This is a genomic window from Thioclava sp. NG1, from assembly GCF_003122275.1.
Taxonomy (GTDB): Bacteria; Pseudomonadota; Alphaproteobacteria; order Rhodobacterales; family Rhodobacteraceae; genus Thioclava; species Thioclava nitratireducens.
Genome location: NZ_QFBB01000010.1, coordinates 1 through 23789, shown reverse-complemented (window position 1 = coordinate 23789; position 23789 = coordinate 1). Strand labels below are relative to the sequence as shown.

Genomic DNA, 23789 nt, shown 5'->3' with positions numbered 1-23789 from the left:
TCCCATCGACCCCGCGCCACACATCAAGGCGCCTCCGACATCCAAACCCTCACGCTGCAGCGCGGCAAAAAATTCCGGCACCGCGCAGCAAAAAACCCGCCGGTTGGGCGGGTCTGCCGAAGTTTTCGCACAAATTCTGACTTTTCGCCCAATAGATGGGCGAATGTTTCGCGGTCAGGCTGGAATCGGCTTCAACGCCAATCCGCCCTCACGCTCGAGAAACGCGACGACCTCGTCGATGCCCGCGCCTTGGCGCAGCCGCGCCATGACATAAGGCTTCGACCCGCGCGCGCTTTGCGTATCCGCCTCGAGCTGCGCCAGATCGACGCCCACATGCGGCGCGAGGTCCACCTTGTTCACCACCAGAAGATCAGACTTGGTCAGCCCCGGTCCGCGTTTGCGCGGGATATCCTGCCCCGCCGCCGTGTCGATCACGTAGATCGTCAGATCGGCCAGTTCCGGCGAGAAGGTCGCGGCCAGATTGTCGCCGCCGCTCTCAATCAGCACCAGTTCCAGATCGGGGAGCTTCGCGGTCAGATCGGCGATGGCCGCGAGGTTGATCGACGCATCCTCGCGGATCGCCGTATGCGGGCAGCCGCCCGTCTCGACGCCGCGAATACGCTCGCCCGGCAGCACCTGCGCGCGCATCAGTGCCTCTGCATCCTCGCGCGTATAAATATCGTTCGTCACCACCGCCATCGACACGCGCGCGGCCAAGGCCCGCGCCAGTTGCTCGGTCAGCGTGGTCTTGCCCACGCCCACCGGTCCGCCAATTCCCACGCGCAAAGGTCCGTTGCCCATATCTTCACCTCAAGTCTTGAAGAGACGCACATCGAGCGTCTCGTGTTTCATGGCCGAAACCTCGGCGCGAAAGGCGCTGAAGCTCAGGTCCGTCAGTTCCGCCTGCGCCGCACGTGCCGCGATCTCGGCGATTTTTCCGTGCAGGTCGCTCAAGACCGTCTGCCCGGCGATTTGTCCCAAAGGGACAAGTCTGACCGCTGCGGAGACCAGGTTCGACGCGAAAGAATGTTGGAAAAGTGAAATCACCTGCTCCGCGGGAAGGTCCAGATCGCGCGCCGCCTCGGCCACGGCGACCGGCAGCACTCGCGGCGGCAGTTTGACGCCCCGCAACCCCGCCTGCGCCAGCGTGAAGGCGGCGCCCTGCTCCGCCGTCTCGCGCAGCCGCTCGGCCGAGCCCGCCATCGCACGTCCCAGCGCATCCAGCTCGTCGAGATCGCCGCCGCGCAACCCGCAGGCCAGCAGCACCGCATCCGACCAGCCCGCGCCATGCTCCAGCACATCGCCCAGCCAAATCGCGAACGCCGCCGCATCCCCGATCTCGCACGCGGCCACTGCCTGCTCAAGCCCGTGAGAATAGGCGAACGCCCCGGTCGGAAAGGCCGGGGAGAGCCATTGCATCAGCGACAGGGGCGCGGTCGGATCAGGCATGGTCGTGATGATGGTCATGGCCGTGCGAATGGTCGTGGTCATGCGAATGGGAATGCCCATGGCCATGCGAATGCCCGTGTTCATGCCCCATCGTGCGCCCCATCCCATAGGCGCCACCCTCGGGCTGGAAGGTCTCGACCGCGGACGCGACCTCGGCCCCCAACTGCTTCAGCATCGCCTCCAGGACGTGATCGGCGCGGATCACCAGCCGGTCCGCCTCGATCTGGCACGGCGTGTGACGGTTGCCGATATGCCAGGCCAGCCGCGTCAGATCGCCCGTCACCACCAGCACCGGCTCCAGCGCCGGGCGCACCTCGATGAACCGCCCGTCTTCGAGCACGAAGGCCTCGCCGCCCGTCAGGTTCGTCACCTCCGGCAGGTCCACAAGAAACCCCGCGCCCGAGCCTGCGACCAGCCGCTTGCGGCGCAGGAAACGCCCCTCGTAATCCAGCGCCACATGGTCCACCGCCGCCTGCCACGCACCCTTGGGCGCCACTTTTTCAGCCTTGGGATAATCGCTCATTGTCTTGCACCTTTTAACGATTTCTCAAACCTCCCGCCGCAGCATGCTCGCAGCGAAGGAGATTTCGATGTTCCATCATTGCTTCGACCCACGCGCCCCCGCGGACGAGCTGGCCCGGATCCGCGCCCAGATCGCGCGATTGCGACGCCGCGAGGCCGAACTGCGGGAGGCTTACCTCACCCGGCCCGACATGCCCTGCCTCGGCCGCTGGACGAAGGTCGAGATCGTCACCAGCCGCCGCAAAGTGTTCGAACCGCGCCTCCTGCCCCCCGAAATCCGCAACGATACGGCCTTTCAGCGCGAGAAGGTCACCCGCAGATTGCAAACGTCGCCGCACGAACCGGCGAGTTGCCTGCTCCCGGAACTCGTCGCGGAAACGCCTGCCGACGCCGGGCTGCGCCTCGTATCCAGCCGCTGACCCCATCCTCAGAACAGGAAATACCGCTGCGCCAGCGGCAGAACCTCCGCCGGTTCGCAGGTCAGCAATTCGCCATCCGCACGCACTTCGTAAGTCTCGGGATGGACGTCGATCTCGGGCGTCGCAGCGTTGTGGATCATCTGCGCCTTGCCGATGCCGCGCGTGCCCTCGACGGCCAGCGTCTGTTTCTGGAGCCCAAGTCTCGCAGCCAGCCCGTTGGCTTGCGCCGCCTGACTGATGAAAGTGACCGAGCTTGCGTGCCGCGCCCCGCCAAGCGCCCCGAACATGTTGCGCGTGTAGAAAGGTTGCGCCGGGATCGAGCCGTTCGGGTCGCCCATCTGCGCCGAGACGATCGAGCCGCCAATCAGCACCATGTCGGGCTTCGCGCCGAAGAAGGCCGGGCTCCACAGCACCAGATCGGCGCGCTTGCCGACCTCGACCGAGCCGATATGCTGGCTCATACCGTGGGTAATCGCCGGGTTGATCGTGTATTTCGCGATGAACCGCTTCACCCGCACGTTGTCATTGTCGCCCTGCTCTTCCCGCAGACGCCCGCGCTGCTTGCGCATCTTGTCCGCCGTCTGCCAGCAGCGGATGATCACCTCGCCGACGCGCCCCATCGCCTGACTGTCCGAGCTGATGATCGACATCGCGCCCATGTCATGAAGGATGTCCTCCGCTGCGATCGTCTCTTTCCGGATGCGGCTTTCCGCGAAGGCCACATCCTCGGGCACCTTGTTGTCGAGGTGGTGGCACACCATCAGCATATCGAGATGCTCTTCGATCGTGTTGCCCGTATAGGGCCGCGTCGGATTCGTCGACGACGGGATCACGTTCGGCGCGCTCACCACCTTCAGGATGTCCGGCGCATGACCGCCCCCTGCCCCTTCGGTGTGGAAGGCGTGGATCGTCCGGCCCTTGATCGCGGCCAGCGTATTCTCGACGAAGCCGCTCTCGTTGAGCGTGTCGGTGTGGATCATCACCTGCACGTCCATGTCGTCGGCCACCGACAGGCAGCAGTCAATCGCGCCCGGCGTCGTGCCCCAATCCTCGTGCAGCTTCAGCGCCGCAGCGCCGCCCTCGACCATCTCGACCAGCGCCTCGGGGCGCGAGGCATTACCTTTGCCCGACAGCGCGAGGTTGACCGGCAGCGCATCGAAGGCCTGCAACATCCGCGCGATATGCCACGGCCCCGGCGTGCAGGTCGTGGCCAGTGTGCCATGCGCAGGCCCCGTGCCACCGCCCAGCATCGTCGTGATGCCGGAGGCCAGCGCATCCTCGATCTGCTGCGGGCAAATGAAGTGAATATGAGCGTCGAACCCGCCCGCGGTCAGGATTTTCCCTTCCCCGGCAATGACTTCCGTGCCCGGCCCGATGATGACGTCGACATTCGGCTGGGTATCCGGATTGCCAGCCTTGCCGATCGCCGCGATCTGCCCATCCTTCAGGCCGACATCCGCTTTGTAGATCCCCGAATGATCCACGATCAGCGCATTGGTGATCACCGTATCGACCGCGCCGCCCGCGCGGGAGACCTGGCTCTGCCCCATGCCGTCGCGGATCACCTTGCCGCCGCCGAACTTGACCTCCTCGCCATAGGTGGTCAGGTCGCGCTCGACCTCGATGATCAGATCGGTGTCGGCGAGCCGCACCCGGTCGCCGGTAGTGGGGCCGAACATATCGGCATAGGTGCTACGCGAGATCGAAGCCGGCATCAGAGCGCCCCCATAACTTTCTGATTGAATCCATAGACTTCGCGCGACCCGCGATAGGGCACCAGCCGCACTTCGCGGCTCTGGCCCGGCTCGAACCGCACCGCCGTTCCGGCCGCGATGTCCAGCCGGTAACCGCGTGCGGCGTCCCGGTCGAACTCCAACCCCGGATTGGTCTCCGCGAAATGGTAATGCGAGCCAACCTGCACCGGGCGGTCGCCGGTATTGGCGACCATCAGCGTGATCGCCTCGCAGCCCTCATTCAGCGTGATCTCGCCCAAAGCGGGCAGGATTTCTCCGGGGATCATCGGCTCACTCCTTGTTGCGGCGCAGCGCGCGCGCCAATTCCGGTCCGACATAGGCGACCACTGAGAGCGCAAGCAGCCCGATCAGCGGACCGTCGTGGAAAAACCATGTGCTTCCGGCGCCGTGGCCGGGATGGGCCAGTGCGGCGGTGGGGGCGAGGACGGCGAGTGCAGCTACAAATTTCATCGGACGGCCTTTCATTAGCAAAACTTATTTTGGATCGGTCTGTATAAGCTGAACTTATCTCAGCGGATCGGATGATGGACGGTGACGAGCTTCGTCCCGTCCGGGAAGGTCGCCTCGACCTGAATGGAATGGATCATCTCGGGGATGCCCTCCATGCATTGATCGGCCGAGATCACCCCTGCCCCCGCCTCCATCAGATCGGCGACGGAGCGGCCCTCGCGGGCTCCCTCGACGACGAAATCCGAAATGATTGCAATGGCTTCCGGGTGATTGAGCTTCACGCCGCGTTCCAGCCGGTTGCGCGCGACCATCGCGGCAACGCTGATCAGCAGCTTGTCCTTTTCCCTCGGTGTCAGGTTCATCGTATTTCCTCAGATCTGCCACACGCGCGGCGCCGCTTGGTCGCGCCGCAACGCATTGAAAAGTCGTAGAATTTGTCGCCGCATCGGCCAGCCGTCCTGCGCGAGCAGACGAATGACGCATTTGCCGTCGAAGCCCGAAGCCGCTCCCTCGACGCCCGGTTCATCGAGCACCGCGCGAAGGGGCTCCACCGCGTCTTCCGCGCCTTGCCGACACAGAACGAGCGTCGCAAAAGCACGGGCCTCTCCCAGAACGGCGCTTCGGCCCCCCTTTGCCAAAATGTCGGAATTCAACAAGAAGGGCTCGAAAAACACTGGCTTTCCGGCGCGTTCGATCCGGCGCATGTCGAAAAACTGTAAGTCCCGCACCTGCTCGCCCATCGCGGCCCGGCCCAGCACCACTGCCTCGAGCATCAGGCAGGACGCATTGGAGGCCAGCGAGATCGTCGTGTCGCGGGCCAGCTTCGCGCGGTCGAAGAGGATCGTCTCCTGCGGCAGCCAATCCAGATGGCAGCCGGAGCCGACACTGTGCCGCACCTCAACCTGCGCAGGCCCATCGTCGGCGCGATAGGCTCGCTCGGCGGCTTGTGTCGTCGCGACGAGCATTGCGCCCGCGTCCAGTTGGGTTTCGTAGGACAGCGTATCGCCAGAGGTCAAACCACCGGAAGTATTCAGGAAAACCACCTCCGGCGAACCGGGAACGCGCGGCAGAATGGCCTTGGCAGACCCGCTTTGGTGCAATCCGGTCAGCCGCGCGCCGGTAAAGCCGGCCCGCGCCGCGCCGCGCGAACGCTGCATCCGGACGGCAGGTTTGGTCTGAAGCTTCGCGTCGAACATCGGTCCCTCCGCTTCGATCCAAGACCGCGGCAACGGGGCGGTCCATGCCCTGCACGCGCAGATCTTGCTTTGATCGAAGCGGAACGACGGCCGTGCCTATTTGCCGCGCAGTTCGCCCTTTATTTAAGCGAACATGAATCAGCCCAACGGGCCGGGGCGGCGTTCCTCGCTGAGGAGCACATTCGCCTCCACCTGACCGACCCCGGGCAAGGTCATGATACGACGCCGCAGGACCCGCTCAAAGTCAGGCAGATCACGGGCGGTGACGCGTAGCCGGTAATCAAAAAGCCCAAGGACGTGTTGCACGAGCTGCACCTCTGGGATCGCGGTGACCGCGCGCTCGAAATCCTCGAGGCTGACACGGCCCTTCGCCGCCAGTTTCACGCCCAGAAACACCGTCACCCCGAAGCCAAGCGCCTCGGGATCGACGATTACGCGCCGGCCGGCGATGACTCCCGCCTCCTGCATGCGACGGATTCGCCGCCATGTCGCGGGCTGCGAGAGGCCAAGCTTGCGGCCCAGAGCGCCCGCACTTTGCGTGGAATCGCGACTCAGCGCGCGCAGCAACTGGCGGTCCAGATCGTCGAGATCGAGGCTCATATCGGCAGCTCCGCGCTGGACTTGATCGTCGCGATGAGCATCAGCGCGTCGAGTTCGGAGATATGCGGCAGGGTCAGGATGCGATTGCGGTAAATCTCCTGATAATGCGCCATGTCGCGGGCGATCACCTGCAGGCGCATATCGGTTGAACCGAGGAAGCTCTGGATTTCAATGACTTCCGGAACCTCGCGCGCGGCGGCGATGAATTCGTCGAAGGCGCGCGGATTGGTTTTGTCCAAGGTGAAGCGCAGAGACACCTCGACCGCCCAGCCGAGAGCGTGCCAGTCGATCAGCGCCTCTTCGCCACGGATCACGCCCCCTTCGCGAAGCTTCTCGATCCGGCGCCAACAGGTCGCGGGCGTCACGCCTGCGCGTTCGGCCAGTTCGGCAGAAGGAAGCCCCGGCTCCGCCATTATCTGACGCAATATCCGGCGGTCCGTATCGTCAATCTGCATGATTTTTCCGATATTGTCTGATAGTGCGAATGAATTTTATCCGCATTGGCGGATATTCTCAACTTCTGAACGCATACTCGCGAAGAACCTCCTATTCTCACACTCAAACAAAAAGGAGGAACGCCATGCGCGTCTATTATGATCGCGATTGCGATGTGAACCTGATCAAGGACAAGAAAGTCGCCATTCTCGGCTACGGCTCGCAGGGCCACGCACACGCGCTGAACCTGCGCGACTCGGGCGCGAAGAACGTGGCCGTTGCGCTGCGTGACGGCTCGCCCTCGAAAGCGAAAGCCGAAGCCGAAGGCCTGCAGGTTATGGGCATCGCCGAAGCGGCTGCCTGGTGCGATGTGATCATGTTCACCATGCCCGACGAACTTCAGGCCGAGACCTACAAGAAGTATGTCCATGACAACCTGAAAGAAGGCTCGGCGATCGCGTTCGCCCACGGCCTGAACGTTCATTTCGGCCTGATCGAGCCGAAGCCCGGCATCGACGTGATCATGATGGCGCCGAAAGGCCCGGGTCACACCGTGCGCGGCGAATACACCAAGGGCGGCGGCGTGCCCTGCCTCTTCGCGGTTGAAAACGACGCGACCGGCAAGGCGCAGGACATCGCGCTGAGCTACTGCTCGGCCATCGGTGGCGGCCGCTCGGGCATCATCGAGACCAACTTCCGTCAGGAATGCGAAACCGACCTGTTCGGCGAGCAAGCGGTTCTCTGCGGCGGCCTCGTAGAGCTGATCCGCATGGGCTTCGAGACCCTCGTGGAAGCCGGTTACGAGCCGGAAATGGCCTATTTCGAGTGCCTCCACGAAGTGAAGCTGATCGTCGACCTGATCTATGAAGGCGGCATCGCGAACATGAACTACTCGATCTCGAACACCGCCGAATACGGCGAGTATGTCTCGGGTCCGCGCATCCTCCCCTACGAGGAAACCAAGAAGCGCATGAAGGACGTCCTGACCGACATCCAGACCGGCAAGTTCGTGCGTGACTTCATGCAGGAAAACGCGGTCGGCCAGCCCTTCTTCAAGGCGACCCGTCGCATCAACGACGAGCACGAGATCGAGCAAGTCGGCGAGAAGCTTCGCGCCATGATGCCCTGGATCTCCAAGGGCAAGATGGTCGACAAGTCGCGCAACTGAACTGCACGGCTACCACGAAGTCGAACCCCCGGCCTAAGTGCCGGGGGTTCTTTTTTGGTCGGATTACACCCAGTAGCTCGCGCCATTGGCCATGTTCATCGTCACGCCCCAGGCGAGGTAGAAGAGCCACGCGCCGGTCAGGAGCTGGAACACGCCGCCGGTTTTCTCCGCCGCCTCGCTATTGGTCCAGCGGGCGCCCAGCTCGGCGAGATAGATCAGCATCAGGCCGATGAAGAGAATCGCGGCCGGGATGTCGCCATTGCCCCAGAACGAGATGGTGCCCATCGCGCTCAGCCCGAACAGCGGAATCGCCATCCACGCCTCCGGCCCGGGATCGGAATGGGTGTAGCGTCGCAGGCCGATGACGAACCAGTGGATGCCGTAGAGCGAGAACGCGACGGCCGCCATGTAAAGCGGGGCCGCGTTGGCGAAGACCGGGAACCAGGTCAGGCCGATCATCAGATAGATGCCGGTCAGAAGCTGCCCGAAGCCACCGAGGAAGATGCCCCAGAGGCCCAGGGTTCGTTCCTGCGCCAGCGGGTCACCCGACCAACTCGGCCCGTTGGCGACGGCCGCGCCGCCCTGAACGAAATAGTTGATCGAGAGGGACAGGAAGCCGACTGCGAGCGGCCAGAAATCGGATGTGGGAAATAAGGACGATTGGTCCATGACGCGCCTCCATAAATTTCGTCCCTCCACTGCCCCAAGGCGGCGGAAAGCCTTGAAGTTCAGTCACGTTTTGGTCACTTCAGGCGCGACCGCGGCAGCGCGCCGCCTTGCGGGGCCACGGCGTTCTTGTCACAGTTCCGCGAATTGAAAGGGAAGCAGATGGCCGGACCCGACCACGACGAACTCGAAGCGATCTTCGAGGAGCGCGCAAAATTCTTCACCCCGAAATGGTTCGGCGATCTCTTCGCCGGACGGCTCGCGCCGGGAGATACGTTCTGGGCTGGCAATTACGGACCCGCGCTGGTGGTGGTGCCGCTGATCGTGATCCTGGCATTGTTCACCGCACTGATCTCGCCGGGCCATCTTGGCGGGTTCTTCGGAAGCTTCGCCGTGGCGGCCGGGATCTACCGGATCGCGGTGCTGGTCGGGCTCATCCGTTCGGTCTGGCGCGCGGAGGCGGGTCCGACATTCTGGCGGTGGGCGGGCGTGCTCTGGACCGTGTTCGAAGCGGTTGCCCTGATCTGGCTGGGGCTGGACCTCTTCGGCCAGTAAGCAAATGGGGGCGCGACGCCCCCCCCCCTAATTCGCTCTTCCAATATATCCCCGGGGGGCGGTCGCAGGCCGGGGGCAGTCCCCCCCCTTAGGCGGTTTCGGCCTCGACGGCGGCGACGATGCTGTCGACCGTCGCTTCCAGAAGCGTTTCGTCCTCGCATTCCGCCATCACGCGGATCAGCGGTTCGGTCCCCGACTTCCGGATCAGCAACCGGCCCTGACCGTTCAGGCGGGTCTCCGCATCCAATATCGCTTTTGCAACATTATCGGCGCTCAAAGGCTCCTGCCCCGCCTGATACCTTACGTTTTTCAACATTTGCGGCACGGTCTCGAATTGCCGCACAAGGTCGGAAGCGCGCTGACCGGTCTCGACCATCGCGGCGAGGAATTGCAGTCCAGCCATCAGCCCGTCGCCTGTCGTGGCGTAGTCGGTCATCACGATATGGCCCGACTGCTCGCCGCCCAGGTTGAAGCCGCCCTCACGCATCCGCTCGACTACATAGCGGTCGCCGACCTTGGTGCGCTCGAGCCGCAGCCCCTCGGCCTCTAGGAAGCGCTCCAGCCCGAGATTGGACATGACGGTCGCCACCAGCGCGCCGCCCGAAAGCTGCCCCGACTGCGCCCAGCGTTTCGCGAAGAGCGCCATGATCTGATCGCCATCCGCGACATGGCCGGTTTCGTCGATGATCATTACCCGGTCGGCATCGCCGTCGAGCGAGATCCCGAGATCGGCGCCATGCGCCACCACGGCCTCGGCGCAGGTGCTGACATGGGTCGAGCCGCATCCGTCATTGATGTTGCGCCCGTCGGGCGAGACGCCCACGGGGATCACCTCGCAACCCAATTCCCAAAGCACGTCCGGCGCCGCACGATAGGCCGCCCCGTTGGCGCAATCGACGACCACTTTGAGGTCGGGTTTGCGCAGTTTCGGGAAGGTGGTCTTGGCATATTCGACATAGCGCCCAAGACCATCGTCGATCCGCTTGGCGCGACCGATATTCTCGGGGCGCGCGAGCCGGATCTCGGTGTCGAGCATCGCCTCGATCTCGGTCTCGGCCTCGTCGCTGAGCTTGAACCCGTCGGGGCCGAAGAACTTGATCCCGTTATCCTTGGCCGGGTTGTGGCTGGCGGAGATCATGATGCCCATATCCGCGCGCATCGAGCGGGTCAGGTAGCCCACGGCGGGCGTCGGCACCGGGCCGAGCAGCAGCACGTTCATCCCCGTCGAGGTCAGGCCCGCGGTCAGCGCGTTCTCGAACATGTAGCCCGAGAGCCGCGTGTCCTTGCCGATCACGACGCGGTGGCCGCGTGAGTCGTCCTGCCGGAAATAGCGGCCCGCCGCAGCGCCCAGTTTCAGCGCCATCTCTGCGGTCATGTGTCCGGAATTGGCCTCGCCGCGCACACCATCGGTACCGAAAAGCTTCCTGCTCATTCCTCGAATCCTCTCTTGATCGCGTCCCAGAGACGGATGCCTTGGGCGATCTCGGCCACATCGTGGACGCGGTGAATCTGGATGCCTTGATCGAGCCCGGCGAGTGTCACGGCCAGCGTACCGGGTGCGCGCTGATCGGCCTCTTCCGCGCCGCCCACGGTCCCGATGAAGCGTTTGCGCGACACGCCGAGCAGGACAGGGCAGCCCAGCCCGTGAAACAGGCTGAGGCCACGGATCAGGGCAAGGTTGTGCTGCGCGGTCTTGCCGAAGCCGATGCCGGGATCGGCGATGATCGCCTCGCGTGCGATGCCGTAATCCTCGGCCAGCGCGATGCGGTCCTCGAGATAGTCGTAGACGTCGAGCAGCACATCCGTGTAGCGCGGATCGTCCTGCATCGTCTCGGGCAGGCCCTGCGCGTGCATCAGGCAGATCGGCGCGCCGGAGGCCTGCGCGACCTCGACCATCGCCGGATCGAATTCCATCGCGGAGACGTCGTTGAGCATCGCGGCCCCGGCCTCCAGCGCCTGATCGGCAACCAAGGATTTGCGGGTGTCGATGGATATCGGCGCGTCGAAATCTGCATCGCGCAGCGCGGCGATCACGGGTGCGGTGCGGGCGATCTCTTCGTCCTCCTCCACCTCCGTCGCGCCGGGACGTGTCGACTCGCCGCCGATATCGAGAATGTCCGCGCCCGACTTGCGCAAGTCGAAGGCGCGTTCGATCGCGGCGTCCTCGACGTCGAAGCGCCCGCCATCGGAGAAGCTGTCAGGCGTGACGTTCAGGATGCCCATGATCCGCGGCGCATCGAGCGTGATCCCGGCGACCGAGGTGCGCGGATTGCACAGCCGCTCCCTCACCTCTTCGGGCAGATGGGCCGCGGGAATGATCTCGGGCTCGCCGTCGCGGCGCAGAAGCTCCACCTCGTCGAACCAGCACCACCCCCCCGCGAGGGTCAGTGCCGTGTCGGGACGGGCGGAGTCGGTTCGGGCGATCGGGCGATAGTAGAGCTTCTCCATACGCTCCATTCACCCGATTGCGTGCGAGAGTTCAAGACGTTCAGAGCGGGCGCGTCTCTACCGGCACGCGGCTTCCTGCCGGGGCTGAAACAGTCCCGTGAAGTTCCAGCCGGGTCGCGGCCATCTGCTCGGCCAGCCAGAGCGCCAGCGCCATCGCGTCGCGGGCGGGGCTTTTCGGACCGTCGGTTGCGTCCAGCACTATCTTGGAGGGCGCCCAGACGACCATCTGGCCGTGGCGCATCGCCCAGTCGATCTCGGTGCGCGTCGCCACCACGACGCAGCGCGGATCGCGCGCAGCAAGACGCCAGGCGTTCTGCTCGATCGCGAGGAGGTCGATGCGGCGCTGCGTTGGTCCCTGCCCGCTTTCGGGAACCTCTCCGTCAGGGAGCCCCACCGCGAGGATGACCGGGTGGCCCGCCTCCTGCAGCACGTCGAGCCGCGCCGACAGGTCCGGCGAGTCGATGGCCGCGTTCGAGAGATAGGCGACGATCGGGTGCAGGCTTTCCTCCACCCCGCTCGCGTCGATGCTTTTCACCGGGACGGAGGCGCGGGAGCGCACGATCTCGACGCCGAGCGCGCCGGGGCCGCGGTCGAGCTTCTCGATCCGCACGAAGACGCGCATCGCCTGCGGGCTCGCGAGGATGCGCTCTGCCACGCCGGCGGCGAGCGTCTCCAGCAGGTTCACCCGCTCTTCGGCCAGCTCCGCCGCGATCGCCTCGGTGATACGGTCGTAGGACAGGATGCGGTCCACATCATCCTCGAGCGGCTCCGGCGTCGGCCGAACCTCCACCACGACATTGAATTGCAGACGTTGCGTATGGCCGCGCTCCTGCTGGAAGGCGCCGATATCGGCCTCCACCACATGGTCGCGCAGCGAGATGCGATCCCGGGGATCGGTGGGCGCAGATGCGGCCGCCCGCGCTTCGGGATGCGAGAAGGCGAGGGAAATGTCGGAACTCATGCGCGCCTCGGGAATTTTTCAGTCATGTCGAGCAAGTCGAGCATAGGAAAAGGGCGGACCGAAGCCCACCCTCAACCGTCGTTTCATCGCCTGCCCGCGACTCGGGCCTCCGAAGACGCGGCCTCAGTTCGAGGCGGTGCGCACCGGGTTGGCGTAGAAGATGTGATGGCCGATCGACGCGGTCTTCGCAAAGCGGCGCGACCAGCTCGGGCGTACGGCGCGGGTATGGAAGTACGTCGCCCCTTCGGTCAGCGAGCGCGGCGCGCCGTCGATCATCGCCCGGGCGACTTTCGCGACCTCGGCGAAGGCCCCCTTGTTGTGGACCGTATCGGCGCGACCGTCGCAGTACCAGCTGAACTGGCACGCGCGCGAGTTGCCCTGATGGACGACGCCGCAAATCGAGCCGGGGAAGCGCGGATCGTCGACACGGTTCAGGATGACCTCGGCGACGGCCTGCTGGCCCTTCACGCTTTCTCCACGCGCCTCGAAGTAAAGCGCCTGCGAGAGACATTCGAATTGTTTGTCGCCCTTCGCAGCGGGTTGCTCGGACAGCCATTTGGCAGAAAGGACATCCGGCAGAGTGGCATGCTTCTTGGACCGGGCCGGCGCCATCGTGAGCGCGGTGACCCGTCGTTTGTCGATCGCGCTCATCGCGGAGCGCTCCGTCCACAGGACCGACATCAGTCCTTGTTCGGCGACCTCAGTGGGGTCGTTCGACTGGCTTACCGTGACTTCGGCACGCAAGCCTCCGGCGAGGGCGAGGAGGATGACAGCACCCCCCGTCCAGCTTTTCAGCAGTGACATGGTTTTCTTCCGATAAGAACAATCGCCGCGCACCCCCCATTGAGCCGCGACGGCGCATCGCTTACCCGAGCGAGCTACCCATGTCTAGGTTTTCACGCAAATATGCGCAGCCCCCTGCGGAGCCACGGCGGATTCTTGCCAAAATGCACGGTGATTTGCGTGCTATGTCCCTCGTCAGTCGCATACCGCGATGAGCGCCGATTTGCCAATGGTATTTGAGAAAAACCGCCGAAATTCCGCCTCTGTGACATTACCTTTACGGAAAGGATCGTCCGCGCGGCGCCAAGAGTGCGAAATGGGCAGCGGCGAGACGGGCGACCGGCACCCGGAAGGGCGAACAGGAGACATAATCGAATCCCGCGGCCCGGCAGAAGGCGATTGATTCGGGGTTTCCGCCATGCTCTCCGCAGACCGAGATCGTGACATCGGGCCGGGCCGAGCGTCCGCGCGCGGCCCCGATCAGCAGCAACTCCCCCACCCCTTCGACGTCGAGAATGTGGAACGGGTCTTCCGCGTAGACCTGCTGGTTGACGTAGGTCGACATGAAGCGCCCCGCGTCGTCGCGTGAGAGGCCGTAGGTCATCTGTGTGAGGTCATTGGTCCCGAAGGACAGGAAAGCCGCGTGCTCGGCGATTTCTCCAGCGCGGAGCGCCGCCCGGGGCGTCTCCACCATCACGCCGAGGCGGTAGGTGAAGTCTGCCTTGGTCTCGGTGCGCACGGCGGCCGCCACGGCGTCGATGCGAGTCTTCACGATCTCCACCTCGCGCGAGGCGGAAACGAGCGGAATCATGATCTCCGGCACCACCTCGGCGCCCCGGCGGAGCGCCTCCACGGTCGCCTCGAAGATGGCGCGAGCCTGCATGTCGTAAATCTCGGGCACGGTCACGCCCAGACGCACGCCGCGCATCCCCAGCATCGGGTTGAACTCGGACAATGCCTCCACCCGGCGCGTGACCTCCGACAGCGGGCGATCCAACGCCTCGGCCAGTTCGCGCATCCCCTCGCGGTCATGCGGCAGGAATTCGTGCAAAGGCGGGTCGAAGAGGCGGATGCAGACCGGCTCGCCCTTCATCAGCTCGAACAGCGCCCCGAAATCTGCCCGCTGCATTGGTAGCAGCCGTTCGAGAGCGGCGCGGCGATCCTCCGGCCCGTCGGCGAAGATCATCTCGCGCATCACCGTCAGGCGGTCTTCGTCGAAGAACATATGCTCGGTCCGGCACAGCCCGATCCCGTCGGCCTCGAACATCAGCGCGGTGCGCGCATCCTCGGGCGTGTCAGCATTGGCGCGGATACCGATGTCGCGCACCAGATCGGCCCAACTGAGAAGCGTACGGAACCCGTCGTCGAGCGCCGGCGCCAGCATCTCCGCCGCACCCACCAGCACCTCGCCATTGGTTCCGTCGAGCGTGATCGTGTCGCCCTCGCGGAACAACCGTCCCTTGGGGCCGCGGAACTGGCGCTCGCGGCTGTTGATCTCGATCTCGGCGCCGACAATGCAGGGCAGCCCCAGGCCGCGCGCGATCACCGCCGCGTGCGAGGTCATCCCGCCGCGCTCGGTCAGCACGGCGACGGCCGCATGCATCCCGCGAATATCCTCGGGTGAGGTTTCGCGGCGCACGAGGATACAGGGCTCGTCGCGCGCAGCAGAGGCCTGCGCAGCCGCCGCAGAGAACACGATCTTGCCGGTCGCCGCCCCCGGAGAGGCCGCGATCCCGCGCGCGAGCACGTCACGCGGCGCGCGCGGATCGACCTGATAGTGCAGAAGCTCGGTGATGGCGCGCGGCTCGACGCGCAGCAGCGCATCCTCGCGCGAGATCACGTCGTCATTGGCCAAGGCCACCGCGATGCGAACAGCGGCGCGCGACGAGCGCGGCACCCGCACCGCGTCGATCACATGGACCTTGCCGCTCTCGATGGTGAACTCGATCTGCATCTCCTCGCGCAGCTTCACCCGGCAGCGCGCGCCGTAATCCTTCAGCGTGTCGAACACGCCGCTATCTGCCTCTTCCAGCGAGGCGCCGCGCGGGTCGCGCGTGAGATAGAGCGTCTCCACCGCGCTGGTGCGGCCCTGGCTCTGGCCGCGGAACCGCCCGGTGATCTGCGGCGCGCCGGTCACGCTGTCGACGAATTGCATCGTGCCCGAGCCCGACAGGCCCGGCCCTATCCCCAGCGCCATCTCTTGCACCAGAAGGCCCAGCACGGCGTCGGGCGGCGCGCCCTTGGCCTGCCGCAGGAGCCGCGCCGTCGTGCCTTCCCAGGCCCGCGCCATGGAGCGCAGCACCTCGGCCAGTTGCCGCGCGCCCGATTGCGGAAACCGCTCGTCGGTTTCTTCCTCATAGGCGTCCAGCGCCGCTTCCAATGCGCCCGGCCCCGGCTCCTGCTGGAACATGTCCGGGTCGAGCCGCGCGACATGGATCGAGTAGAGCTGCACGAAGCGAAGATAGAGCGCGTCGGCGGCCTCGGAGCCGTGCGTATTCGACAGCACCGCATGCATGTCATCATTCATGCCGACATTGAGGACCGTGCCCGGCCCGCCCCATTCGGGATTTTCGGGGCTCGGTCGGACCGAGACCAGCATCTCCGGCCCGAAGCACTCCGCGATCGCGGTCATGTCGAAAACCTGCCCCGACGCGATCGCGCGCACCGTCTCGGCGGGCAGCGCGACGGTTTTCGGGACGGGAAGATCGAGCCGGATCAGCCGCTGAAGGCATTTCGCGCGCCAGCCGTGGCGTGCCTTATCGACCGACGCCGACGGCGCAAGGGTCACAAAATCAGCGTTTTCAACGGGTTTCTGCATCGCAGCGCGCCTTCTCTCTCGACGCAGGATAGGCTGATTCCCGCCTCTCGCAAGTGTGACATTCGGACAGAGGACGCTGCGTCACAGGACCACCCTGTTTCGGCCTTGCGACAGTAGGCGCCGTGCGGGCGCCTCCGGCGGGGATATTTACATCAAGAGGAAGGATCAGCCTTCGATCTTGGTGAGGTCGGCCACATCGAGACAGATCTGCCGGATGCGCGAAAGCAGGTTGAGACGGTTGCGCCGCAGGATCGGATTGTCGGCGTTGATCTGCACCGCCTCGAAGAAGGCGTCGATCGGCGCCCGCAAATCGGCCATGGCGGACATCGCAGCGGCGAAATCCTCTGCCTGCATTGCGGGGGCGATCTTGGCTTCGGCGGCGTCGAGCGCGGCGAAGAGGGCTTTTTCCTCGTCGGTTTCCGCGAATTTCGGATCGGCGCCGAAGCTGTATTCCACCCCGTCCTTTTCCTCGGCCTGCGTGAGGATGTTGTTCGCGCGCTTGAAGCCCTGAATCAGGTTCTCGCCGTCGTCGGTCTTGAAGAAGTCCGACAGCGCCTCGGCGCGCTTCACGACGAGGGTGAGATCGTCAGAGCCCGGCATGGCGAGCACGGCGTCGATCACGTCGTGGCGGATGCCCGCATCGCGCAGGTGGACCTTCAGGCGGTCGTGGAAGAAGGAGAGGAGGTCGTCTCGGGTAGTCACGGTGTCAACTGCGGCGTTCAGCGCGAGGCCGACACAGATCGTTTTGGAAACCTCAATTCGCAGCCCATTCGCCAGCACCAACCGGATCACACCCAGCGCCGCGCGACGCAGCGCGAAGGGATCTTTGCTGCCCGTGGGCTTCTCGTCGATCGCCCAGAAGCCGGTCAGCGTGTCGATCTTGTCGGCGAGCGCCACGGCGACCGAGACGGGCTCGGTGGGCACGTCGTCGGACGGGCCAAGCGGCGCGTAATGGTTGCGACAGGCATCGGCAACGGCGTCCGACAGCCCCGCCTTTTGAGCGTAGTAGCGGCCCATCACGCCCTGCAGCTCCGGGAATTCGTAGACCATTTCCGAGCGCAGATCGGATTTGGCGACGCGGGCGGCCTCGGCGGCGAGGTCGGGCTTCGCGCCGACCAAGGGCGCGATTTCGCGCGCGAGGTTTTCGATCCGGCGGATACGGTCGCCTTGGCTCCCGAGCTTGTTGTGGAAGGTCACGGCGTCGAGCCCCGCGCCCATCCCTTCGAGCCCGTGCGCCTGAACGGTGCGCAGGTCGTTTTCCCAGAAGAACTTGGCGTCCGACAGACGCGCCGAGAGCACCTTCTGGTTGCCCGCGAGGATCGTCGCGCCGTGATCGGCGGTCTCGCGGTTGGCGACGGTCACGAAGCCCTCGATCCGACCGGTCTTGGGGTTCTTCACCGAGAAGAATTTCTGATGCTCTTTCATCGAGGTCTGCAGCACCTCGGGCGGCAGGTCGAGGAATTCGCCGTCGATCTCGCCCATCAGGGTGACAGGCCATTCGACGAGGCCCGAGACCTCGGCCAGAAGGCCCTTGTCCGGCACCACTTCCCAGCCCTTGGCGAAGGCCATTTGCGCGGCGTCGTGGTCGATCGCCTCGGCACGCTCATTGGGGTCGAGCATGACCTTGGCGGCTTTCAACTGCTTGGCGTAGCTCTCGTAGCCCGAGACCTGAAGCATATCGGGCGCCATGAAGCGGTGACCGCGCGTGGTGTCGCCGGCCTTGATGCCGTCCACGTCGAGCGGCACGACGGTCGCGCCGGCCTCGTCGGTCAGGATCGCGAGGATCGAATGCAACGGGCGGACCCAGCGCAGGTTGCCCTCGCCCCAGCGCATCGATTTCGGCCAGGGGAAGTTGCGGATCGTCTTCTCCAGCACCTCGGCCACGATCTCGGTCGCGGGACGGCCGGGCTTTTCGATCACCGCGAAATAGACCTGCCCCTTCTTGTCGTCGCGCGCCTCGAGCTGATCCATCGTCAGCCCGGTCGAGCGCAGGAAGCCCTCGATCGCCTTCTCCGGCGCGTCGGTGCGCGGGCCCTTGCGCTCTTCGCGCAGGGTCGGCGAGTTGGCAGTCAGCCCCTCGACGGTCAGCGTCAGGCGGCGCGGGGTCGAGAAAGCGCCGGCGGAGGCATAGGTCAGACCCGCCTCGACGACGCCATCGGTGATCAGTTTCTTCAGATCCTCGCGGGCCTTGGGCTGCATCCGCGCGGGGATTTCTTCGGAGAACAGTTCAATCAGAAGATCGGGCATGTCATTTCTCCGCTTCGTCGTTCAGTTGGTGCCAGACATAGGCCCGGCCATCGGGATAAAGAGCCACGACCCGGTCGACGCCGGGGTGGATGTTGTGTTGCGACAGGAAGGCCACCGCGCGGCCTGCCTCGAGGTCGGCGCCGATGGTTTTCGCATCGTAGCAGTCGAACCATTTCGGGCCGATCAGCGGGGTCGGTCGGTCATAGACCTCATAGGTCTCGGTCGCCGTTGCGATCGACAGATCGGTGTCGAAGCAGGCGCGGTAGCGCAGGGGCGAGCTGTCCGCGTCGATCCCTTTGTAGCCTTCGGCGTCCAGCGGATCCTGCGTCGTGCCGTCCAGCTCCATCAGCGAGACTTTCGCCGCGTCGGAGCCCGGCGCGATCTCATCGTAATAACCGTATTCCTGCGAATAATAGACCACCGCGCCGAAGACGAGCGCGATCACCACGATGCCGCCTCCGATGAGTTTACCATTCACGCGACGGCCTCGCCGGTTTCGGTTTGGGAGGCCCCGCCTGCTTCGGTGAGCACGAAAGCGTCGGCGCACGCCTTCGCCAGCGCACGGACGCGGCCGATATAGGCCTGACGTTCGGTGACCGAGATCACGCCGCGCGCGTCGAGCAGGTTAAAGAGGTGGGACGCCTTGATGCACTGGTCATAGGCCGGATGCGCCATGATGATCTTGCGGCCCGCGTCGTCGGTTTCAGGCGAGGCGAGGATGCGTTCGCATTCGGCCTCGGCATCCTCGAAATGGCGCAGCAGCGTCTCGGTATCGGCCACGTCGAAATTCCAGCGCGAATATTCCTGCTCTGTCTGGCGGAACACGTCGCCGTATTTCAGCGCGATCGGCGCGGACGGGTCGTTATAGGGCATGTCCATGACGTGATCGATGCCCAGCACATACATCGCCAGACGCTCGAGCCCGTAGGTCAGCTCGCCCGAGACCGGCTTGCAGTCATGGCCGCCGACCTGCTGGAAATAGGTGAACTGGCTGACTTCCATCCCGTCGCACCAGACTTCCCAGCCAAGCCCCCACGCACCGAGCGTCGGGCTTTCCCAGTCGTCTTCCACGAAGCGGATATCGTGCAATTCGGTGTCGATCCCGATCGCGCGGAGCGAGCCGAGATAGAGCTCCTGCAGGTCCGGCGGGCTCGGCTTGATGAGCACCTGATACTGATAGTAGTGCTGCAGGCGGTTCGGGTTCTCGCCATAGCGGCCATCGGTCGGACGGCGCGAGGGCTGGACATAGGCGGCCGCCCACGGCTTGGAGCCGAGCGCGCGCAGCGTCGTCGCCGGGTGGAAGGTGCCTGCCCCCACTTCCATGTCATAGGGCTGCATCACCGCGCAGCCTTTCGAGGCCCAATAGCTCATCAGGCGCAGGATGATTTCCTGAAAGGATTTCGGGGCGTCCGGGTTTGCCATATTTCGCACCTTCCGTTGAAGCGCCTTCTCTCTAGGCAAGGGGCGCGGGGGCGTCAACGCCCTGCAAGGGTTCGGGCAGGCGATCCGCGACATGCGGCGCGCAAAGCTGCGGCCCCTGCCCCACACCGGCGGATTTCGTGATCCGAACGGGGGCGTTTGGGGGGTGACCTCGGCTCGCGTTGCGCTAAGTTCGGGGGAAAAGCTTATATCATCGGGGAGTGGCAATGCGGGCAATTTCACGGACAGTTTCGATCGTCGTCGGGGCCAGCCTGACCGGCATGGTCTGGACCGGCACGGCCTGGGCCGAGGCCTGGGTACAGATCGAGGCGAAAAGCTCGCTTGCCCAAGCCGAAGCGCGCGCCCGCGACTGGGCGGGCATGTTCCCCGACACGACCGGGTTCCGGCTCGATTCCGGCTGGTACGCGATCGCGCTTGGCCCCTTTGCCGACGATGCGGAGGCGAATGCGCGGCGCCGGGTTCTGCGCCGCGAGGGTCTGATCCCGCGCGACAGTTTCGTGGCCGATGGCAACAACTTCCGCCAGCAATTCTGGCCGGTGGGCGCGACATTGAACACAGCCCCGCAGGCGACCCAGCCCGCCCCGCAGGCCGATACGCAAAGCGACGTGCGCGGCGCGCCGATGCCTGCGCCGATCGACGTGGAGCCGCTGGACGGTCCGGATGAGACGGCGCAATCGAGCGATCAGACCACGCCACCGGATGCGATGGCGAGCACACCCGATACGTCTGCGCAAGATACCACCACCGCGCCCGAAGCGCTGAACTCCGACACCACCGCGGCGTCTGACGCACCGGCCCTGCGGGACGTCACCCCAGCCCCGCAAGAGGCTACGCCCGCGCCCGAGCCTGTGGAGACGCTGGCGGAGTCGCGCCGTCTCGAAGCCGCCCTCGATCCGCAGACCAAGCGCGACATCCAGACCGCGCTGGAATGGGAAGGCAGCTATCAGGGCGCGATCGACGGGATTTTCGGCCGTGGCACGCGCGGCTCCATCGCCGACTGGCAGTCGAAGAATGGCTACCAGCCAACAGGCGTCCTGTCCTCGACCCAGCAGGCCGCACTTCTCGACAAGGTCGCCTCCGAGCGCGCGGCGCTGGGGCTGCAGACCGTCACCGAGCAGGAAGCCGGGATCCGGATCGAGCTGCCGATGGGGCTGGTGAAATTCGCCCGCTACAACGCGCCGTTCGTCAATTACGCACCCAAGGACGACAGCGGCGTGCAGGTTCTGCTGATCTCTCAGCCCGGCGACACGGCGCGGCTGCGCGGGCTCTATGACGCGATGCAGACGCTCGAAATCGTGCCGACGGGCGGCGAGCGCAACATCGGCGGCAACAGCTTCACCATCGAGGGCGAGAATACGGCGGTCCATTCCTACACCCATGCGGAGCTCTCGAACGGGCAGATCAAGGGCTTCACGCTGGTTTGGCCCGCCGGGGACGACAAGCGAATGAATCGCGTGCTCGACGCGATGAAGAGAAGCTTCACGCCGATCGGCTCCAAGACGCTCGACGCGACGCTCGGTCAGCCGATGTCGGTAACGCGGGCCGCCCTGATGGCGGGGATCGAGAAACGCGCACCGGTCTTCTCGCGCTCGGGCTTCTTCATCGATGCGGACGGCCATGTGCTGACCGCCGCCGAGGGGCTCGACCAGTGCGGCCGGATCACGATCGAAGACCATGCCGCCTCGCTCAGCTTCGACGGCGGCGCCAAGGGTTACGCGGTTCTGACGCCGCAAGACACGCTCGCCCCGAGGGAAGTCGCGAAATTCAATCCCGACGCGCCGCTGGCCGGGGCGAAGGTCGCGGTGGCGGGCTTCTCCTACCCCGAAGCGCTCTCCGCGCCGGTGCTGAATTTCGGTACGCTCTCGGCGCTCAAGGGGCTGGAAGGACAAGACAATCAGGCTCGGATCGAGGCGCAGACCCGCGCGGGCGACGTGGGCGGGCCGGTGCTCGACGGGACGGGCGCGGTCGTGGGGATGTTGCTGCCCGCGAGTGACGACGCGAACCGGGTGCTGCCCGACAATCTGAGCGTCGCGCTGCAAAGCAAGGCAATGACGCCGGGGCTGTCGGACAAGGGATTCACGCCGAAAGAGGCGGGCATCTCGGCCAACCGCGCGCCGGAAGACCTGCAGCAGATGGCCGACGGGATGGTGGTGCAGATTTCCTGCTGGAAGTGATCAGCCGCGCCAGAAGCGCGGCAGCAGCAGCACGAGCACGCTCATCAATTCGAGCCGCCCGAGACACATCGCCGCGCTCATCAGCCACTTCGCGCTGTCGGGGAAATCCGCGACCGAGCCGTTGGCGGTGATCTCGGGCCCCCATGCGGGGCCGATATTGGCGATCGAGGTCCAGGCGGCGGTCATCGCCGTCTCGGTTCCGAGCCCGGTGAAGGTCAGCGCGATGATCAGCATCCCGAAGATCAGGATGAAGAGCGAAAAGAACGCCATCACCGAGTTGACCACGCTATCCTCGACCGGGCGCCCGCCATATTGCACCTTCAGCAGGCGGTGGGGCGAGTAGAGCCGCTGGATTTGCGCCTTGATCGCCTCCAGCAGGATCAGGTAGCGGAACACCTTGACGGAACAGGCGGTGGAGGCCGTGCAACCCCCGATCAGTCCGGAAATCAGCAGGATCGTGAAGGCCAGATGGCCCCATTGGGTCACGTCCTCAGAGGCATAGCCGGTGCCGGTGAAGGTCGAGACCACGTTGAACGTCACCTCCCGCAGCGTCGGCCAGAAAGAGGCCTCGTGGCGGATCATGCGGTAGAGCACGATGATCGCGATCGCGTAGCCCATCCAGCGCAGGAAGGCGCGCACCTGCGGGTCGCGCCACAGTGGCATCGTATCGCCGCGCATCACCTGAACGAAGCGGATGAACGGCATCGCGGCCAGCGCCATGAAGACCGAGGCCGCGTATTCGGGTGCGCCCTTATAAACGGCGAAGCTGGCGTCGTAATTCGAGAAGCCGCCCGTGCTCATCGTCGTAAGGGCGTGCATGATCGCGTCGAACCCCTTCATGCCGAGACCGATATAGGTCAGCGCGCAGGCAATCGTCAGCCCGACATAGATGCGGATCAGCGCGGTCGAGATATCCATTGCGCGCGGCAGGATTTTCCCAAGCGTGTCAAACCCTTCCGAGCGGAAGAACTGCATCCCGCCGACCTTCATCACCGGAAGGAAGATCATCGCGACGATGATGATCCCCAGACCGCCCAGCCATTGCAGCAGTCCGCGCCACAGGTTCACCCCCGGCGGCAGCGTATCGAGTTGCGGAATCGCGGTGGTGCCGGTCGTGGTCAGCCCTGACATCGCCTCGAAATAGGCATCGACCAGAGACAGATGCGGCACACCCAGCATGAAAGGTAGCGCCCCGAAGAACGGCAGCGTCAGCCAGACGAGCGAGGTCAGCAGAAAGCTTTGATGGATCGAGAGCGTCCGCGCCAGCCCGTCGCGGGAGGCCAGCGCCAGCAGCGCGCCTGCCGTCGTCGTCAGCACCGCGCTTTCGACGAAAACCAGCCAATGCGCTGCACCATGGCCCAAATCCACCGCCGCCGGGATAAGCATCGTCAGCCCCAGCACGGATGTCAGCATTCCGATGATATATCCAACCGGGCGCAGATCGATCATGCGCCCCACCTTGCCCAGAGCGTCAGTCTAGTCAATCCCGGACCGGACCGGGACAGGCGCGCATCGGTGCGGATCGACTTTGCAAACTCTCGCACATTGGTCAGTAAATTTGCCCAAGTTTGCAGGTAGGCCCTTGCGCTGCGGCGCGGCAACTGTACCGTAGCGGCCACTTTCGACAACAGGGAGAACGCTATGTTCAACAAGATCCTCGTGGCCAACCGTGGCGAGATCGCCATCCGGGTGATGCGCGCCGCC

At 65.0% G+C, this 23789-nt stretch carries 25 protein-coding genes; 5 read left to right on the top strand and 20 right to left on the bottom strand.

Annotated features, from left to right (window positions below; translation table 11 throughout):
- Positions 1-174: 174 nt before the first annotated feature.
- The 3 genes from ureG to DEM26_RS16355 are packed head-to-tail and all read right to left on the bottom strand — an operon-like array spanning position 175 to position 1972.
- Positions 175-801, bottom strand: a complete 627-nt coding sequence (gene ureG, locus DEM26_RS16365) for an urease accessory protein UreG (protein WP_075776938.1) — start codon at positions 799-801, stop codon at positions 175-177.
- 9 nt (positions 802-810) lie between these two features.
- On the bottom strand, positions 811-1449 hold the full coding sequence (locus tag DEM26_RS16360; protein WP_075776939.1) for an urease accessory protein UreF: 639 nt from the start codon (positions 1447-1449) through the stop codon (positions 811-813).
- Positions 1442-1972 (bottom strand): urease accessory protein UreE, encoded by a 531-nt coding sequence (locus DEM26_RS16355; RefSeq protein ID WP_075776940.1) that lies wholly within the window; start codon positions 1970-1972, stop codon positions 1442-1444. The genes DEM26_RS16360 and DEM26_RS16355 overlap by 8 nt, the downstream gene beginning before the upstream one ends.
- A 67-nt stretch (positions 1973-2039) precedes the next feature.
- Here DEM26_RS16355 and DEM26_RS16350 point away from each other — a divergent pair, with 67 nt between their 5' ends.
- Positions 2040-2390 carry a hypothetical protein gene (locus DEM26_RS16350; RefSeq protein WP_109172844.1) on the top strand — a complete coding sequence of 117 codons (351 nt, stop codon included), beginning with the start codon at positions 2040-2042 and terminating at the stop codon, positions 2388-2390.
- A gap of 8 nt (positions 2391-2398) precedes the next feature.
- On the opposite strand, the gene ureC is transcribed toward DEM26_RS16350, so the two are convergent.
- From ureC to DEM26_RS16315, 7 genes are all read right to left on the bottom strand, one after another.
- Positions 2399-4105, bottom strand: coding sequence for an urease subunit alpha (gene ureC / locus DEM26_RS16345; RefSeq protein WP_109172843.1), 1707 nt, complete (start codon positions 4103-4105; stop codon positions 2399-2401).
- Positions 4105-4410: an urease subunit beta gene (locus tag DEM26_RS16340; RefSeq protein ID WP_075776943.1), complete on the bottom strand. Its 306-nt coding sequence runs from the start codon at positions 4408-4410 to the stop codon at positions 4105-4107. Before DEM26_RS16340 ends, ureC begins: the two co-directional genes overlap by 1 nt.
- Before the next feature lie 4 nt (positions 4411-4414).
- A complete protein-coding gene (locus tag DEM26_RS16335) occupies positions 4415-4594 on the bottom strand; it encodes a hypothetical protein (protein WP_109172842.1) in 180 nt (59 codons plus the stop codon).
- Between the two features lie 59 nt (positions 4595-4653).
- Entirely contained in the window at positions 4654-4956 is a 303-nt protein-coding gene (locus DEM26_RS16330; RefSeq protein ID WP_075776945.1) for an urease subunit gamma, read from the bottom strand.
- Between the two features lie 9 nt (positions 4957-4965).
- The gene (locus tag DEM26_RS16325; protein WP_109172841.1) at positions 4966-5790 is read right to left on the bottom strand and encodes an urease accessory protein UreD; all 825 of its coding nucleotides are present in this window, start codon (positions 5788-5790) and stop codon (positions 4966-4968) included.
- Between the two features lie 138 nt (positions 5791-5928).
- Entirely contained in the window at positions 5929-6390 is a 462-nt protein-coding gene (locus DEM26_RS16320; protein WP_075776947.1) for an Lrp/AsnC family transcriptional regulator, read from the bottom strand.
- Positions 6387-6845, bottom strand: a complete 459-nt coding sequence (locus DEM26_RS16315; RefSeq protein ID WP_109172840.1) for an Lrp/AsnC family transcriptional regulator — start codon at positions 6843-6845, stop codon at positions 6387-6389. The genes DEM26_RS16320 and DEM26_RS16315 overlap by 4 nt, the downstream gene beginning before the upstream one ends.
- A gap of 29 nt (positions 6846-6874) precedes the next feature.
- On the opposite strand from DEM26_RS16315, the gene ilvC reads away from it, so the two are divergent.
- Positions 6875-7993, top strand: coding sequence for a ketol-acid reductoisomerase (ilvC, locus tag DEM26_RS16310; protein ID WP_255415041.1), 1119 nt, complete (start codon positions 6875-6877; stop codon positions 7991-7993).
- A 63-nt stretch (positions 7994-8056) separates the two neighbouring features.
- Here ilvC and DEM26_RS16305 read toward each other — a convergent pair whose 3' ends face one another.
- Positions 8057-8662 carry a hypothetical protein gene (locus DEM26_RS16305; protein WP_088720095.1) on the bottom strand — a complete coding sequence of 202 codons (606 nt, stop codon included), beginning with the start codon at positions 8660-8662 and terminating at the stop codon, positions 8057-8059.
- Positions 8663-8821: 159 nt separating this feature from the next.
- Between DEM26_RS16305 and DEM26_RS16300 the strand changes: the two genes are divergently transcribed.
- Positions 8822-9214: a hypothetical protein gene (locus DEM26_RS16300; RefSeq protein WP_088722497.1), complete on the top strand. Its 393-nt coding sequence runs from the start codon at positions 8822-8824 to the stop codon at positions 9212-9214.
- 88 nt (positions 9215-9302) lie between these two features.
- Here DEM26_RS16300 and glmM read toward each other — a convergent pair whose 3' ends face one another.
- The 8 genes from glmM to DEM26_RS16260 form a co-directional block, all read right to left on the bottom strand.
- Positions 9303-10646 (bottom strand): phosphoglucosamine mutase, encoded by a 1344-nt coding sequence (gene glmM / locus DEM26_RS16295; RefSeq protein WP_088720093.1) that lies wholly within the window; start codon positions 10644-10646, stop codon positions 9303-9305.
- Positions 10643-11662: a dihydropteroate synthase gene (gene folP / locus DEM26_RS16290; RefSeq protein ID WP_109172915.1), complete on the bottom strand. Its 1020-nt coding sequence runs from the start codon at positions 11660-11662 to the stop codon at positions 10643-10645. The genes glmM and folP overlap by 4 nt, the downstream gene beginning before the upstream one ends.
- Before the next feature lie 40 nt (positions 11663-11702).
- Complete coding sequence (locus tag DEM26_RS16285) at positions 11703-12623, bottom strand: dihydroneopterin aldolase (RefSeq protein WP_075776953.1); 921 nt, start codon at positions 12621-12623, stop codon at positions 11703-11705.
- Positions 12624-12746: 123 nt separating this feature from the next.
- A complete protein-coding gene (locus DEM26_RS16280; RefSeq protein ID WP_075776954.1) occupies positions 12747-13427 on the bottom strand; it encodes a cell wall hydrolase in 681 nt (226 codons plus the stop codon).
- 256 nt (positions 13428-13683) lie between these two features.
- Positions 13684-16224, bottom strand: a complete 2541-nt coding sequence (locus tag DEM26_RS16275) for a putative PEP-binding protein (RefSeq protein WP_088720091.1) — start codon at positions 16222-16224, stop codon at positions 13684-13686.
- A gap of 165 nt (positions 16225-16389) precedes the next feature.
- On the bottom strand, positions 16390-18471 hold the full coding sequence (gene glyS, locus DEM26_RS16270) for a glycine--tRNA ligase subunit beta (RefSeq protein ID WP_109172839.1): 2082 nt from the start codon (positions 18469-18471) through the stop codon (positions 16390-16392).
- A 1-nt stretch (position 18472) separates the two neighbouring features.
- Positions 18473-18949, bottom strand: a complete 477-nt coding sequence (locus tag DEM26_RS16265; RefSeq protein ID WP_088722494.1) for a DUF6446 family protein — start codon at positions 18947-18949, stop codon at positions 18473-18475.
- A complete protein-coding gene (locus tag DEM26_RS16260; RefSeq protein WP_088722493.1) occupies positions 18946-19893 on the bottom strand; it encodes a glycine--tRNA ligase subunit alpha in 948 nt (315 codons plus the stop codon). The genes DEM26_RS16265 and DEM26_RS16260 overlap by 4 nt, the downstream gene beginning before the upstream one ends.
- A 224-nt stretch (positions 19894-20117) precedes the next feature.
- On the opposite strand from DEM26_RS16260, the gene DEM26_RS16255 reads away from it, so the two are divergent.
- On the top strand, positions 20118-22085 hold the full coding sequence (locus DEM26_RS16255) for a trypsin-like peptidase domain-containing protein (RefSeq protein ID WP_109172838.1): 1968 nt from the start codon (positions 20118-20120) through the stop codon (positions 22083-22085).
- On the opposite strand, the gene DEM26_RS16250 is transcribed toward DEM26_RS16255, so the two are convergent.
- Entirely contained in the window at positions 22086-23534 is a 1449-nt protein-coding gene (locus DEM26_RS16250; protein WP_075776959.1) for a TrkH family potassium uptake protein, read from the bottom strand.
- Positions 23535-23726: 192 nt separating this feature from the next.
- Between DEM26_RS16250 and DEM26_RS20900 the strand changes: the two genes are divergently transcribed.
- Positions 23727-23789, top strand: a 63-nt coding sequence (locus DEM26_RS20900) for a biotin carboxylase N-terminal domain-containing protein (RefSeq protein ID WP_146194477.1), incomplete at its 3' end; no start/stop codon positions are given.

Bases quoted from the DNA above. Each gene is read 5' to 3' on its own strand.
- ureG (WP_075776938.1), bottom strand. From the start codon at position 801: ATGGGCAACGGACCTTTGCGCGTGGGAATTGGCGGACCGGTGGGCGTG.
- DEM26_RS16360 (WP_075776939.1), bottom strand. From the start codon at position 1,449: ATGCCTGATCCGACCGCGCCCCTGTCGCTGATGCAATGGCTCTCCCCG.
- DEM26_RS16355 (WP_075776940.1), bottom strand. From the start codon at position 1,972: ATGAGCGATTATCCCAAGGCTGAAAAAGTGGCGCCCAAGGGTGCGTGG.
- DEM26_RS16350 (WP_109172844.1), top strand. From the start codon at position 2,040: ATGTTCCATCATTGCTTCGACCCACGCGCCCCCGCGGACGAGCTGGCC.
- ureC (WP_109172843.1), bottom strand. From the start codon at position 4,105: ATGCCGGCTTCGATCTCGCGTAGCACCTATGCCGATATGTTCGGCCCC.
- DEM26_RS16340 (WP_075776943.1), bottom strand. From the start codon at position 4,410: ATGATCCCCGGAGAAATCCTGCCCGCTTTGGGCGAGATCACGCTGAAT.
- DEM26_RS16335 (WP_109172842.1), bottom strand. From the start codon at position 4,594: ATGAAATTTGTAGCTGCACTCGCCGTCCTCGCCCCCACCGCCGCACTG.
- DEM26_RS16330 (WP_075776945.1), bottom strand. From the start codon at position 4,956: ATGAACCTGACACCGAGGGAAAAGGACAAGCTGCTGATCAGCGTTGCC.
- DEM26_RS16325 (WP_109172841.1), bottom strand. From the start codon at position 5,790: ATGTTCGACGCGAAGCTTCAGACCAAACCTGCCGTCCGGATGCAGCGT.
- DEM26_RS16320 (WP_075776947.1), bottom strand. From the start codon at position 6,390: ATGAGCCTCGATCTCGACGATCTGGACCGCCAGTTGCTGCGCGCGCTG.
- DEM26_RS16315 (WP_109172840.1), bottom strand. From the start codon at position 6,845: ATGCAGATTGACGATACGGACCGCCGGATATTGCGTCAGATAATGGCG.
- ilvC (WP_255415041.1), top strand. From the start codon at position 6,875: ATGAATTTTATCCGCATTGGCGGATATTCTCAACTTCTGAACGCATAC.
- DEM26_RS16305 (WP_088720095.1), bottom strand. From the start codon at position 8,662: ATGGACCAATCGTCCTTATTTCCCACATCCGATTTCTGGCCGCTCGCA.
- DEM26_RS16300 (WP_088722497.1), top strand. From the start codon at position 8,822: ATGGCCGGACCCGACCACGACGAACTCGAAGCGATCTTCGAGGAGCGC.
- glmM (WP_088720093.1), bottom strand. From the start codon at position 10,646: ATGAGCAGGAAGCTTTTCGGTACCGATGGTGTGCGCGGCGAGGCCAAT.
- folP (WP_109172915.1), bottom strand. From the start codon at position 11,662: ATGGAGAAGCTCTACTATCGCCCGATCGCCCGAACCGACTCCGCCCGT.
- DEM26_RS16285 (WP_075776953.1), bottom strand. From the start codon at position 12,623: ATGAGTTCCGACATTTCCCTCGCCTTCTCGCATCCCGAAGCGCGGGCG.
- DEM26_RS16280 (WP_075776954.1), bottom strand. From the start codon at position 13,427: ATGTCACTGCTGAAAAGCTGGACGGGGGGTGCTGTCATCCTCCTCGCC.
- DEM26_RS16275 (WP_088720091.1), bottom strand. From the start codon at position 16,224: ATGCAGAAACCCGTTGAAAACGCTGATTTTGTGACCCTTGCGCCGTCG.
- glyS (WP_109172839.1), bottom strand. From the start codon at position 18,471: ATGCCCGATCTTCTGATTGAACTGTTCTCCGAAGAAATCCCCGCGCGG.
- DEM26_RS16260 (WP_088722493.1), bottom strand. From the start codon at position 19,893: ATGGCAAACCCGGACGCCCCGAAATCCTTTCAGGAAATCATCCTGCGC.
- DEM26_RS16255 (WP_109172838.1), top strand. From the start codon at position 20,118: ATGCGGGCAATTTCACGGACAGTTTCGATCGTCGTCGGGGCCAGCCTG.
- DEM26_RS16250 (WP_075776959.1), bottom strand. From the start codon at position 23,534: ATGATCGATCTGCGCCCGGTTGGATATATCATCGGAATGCTGACATCC.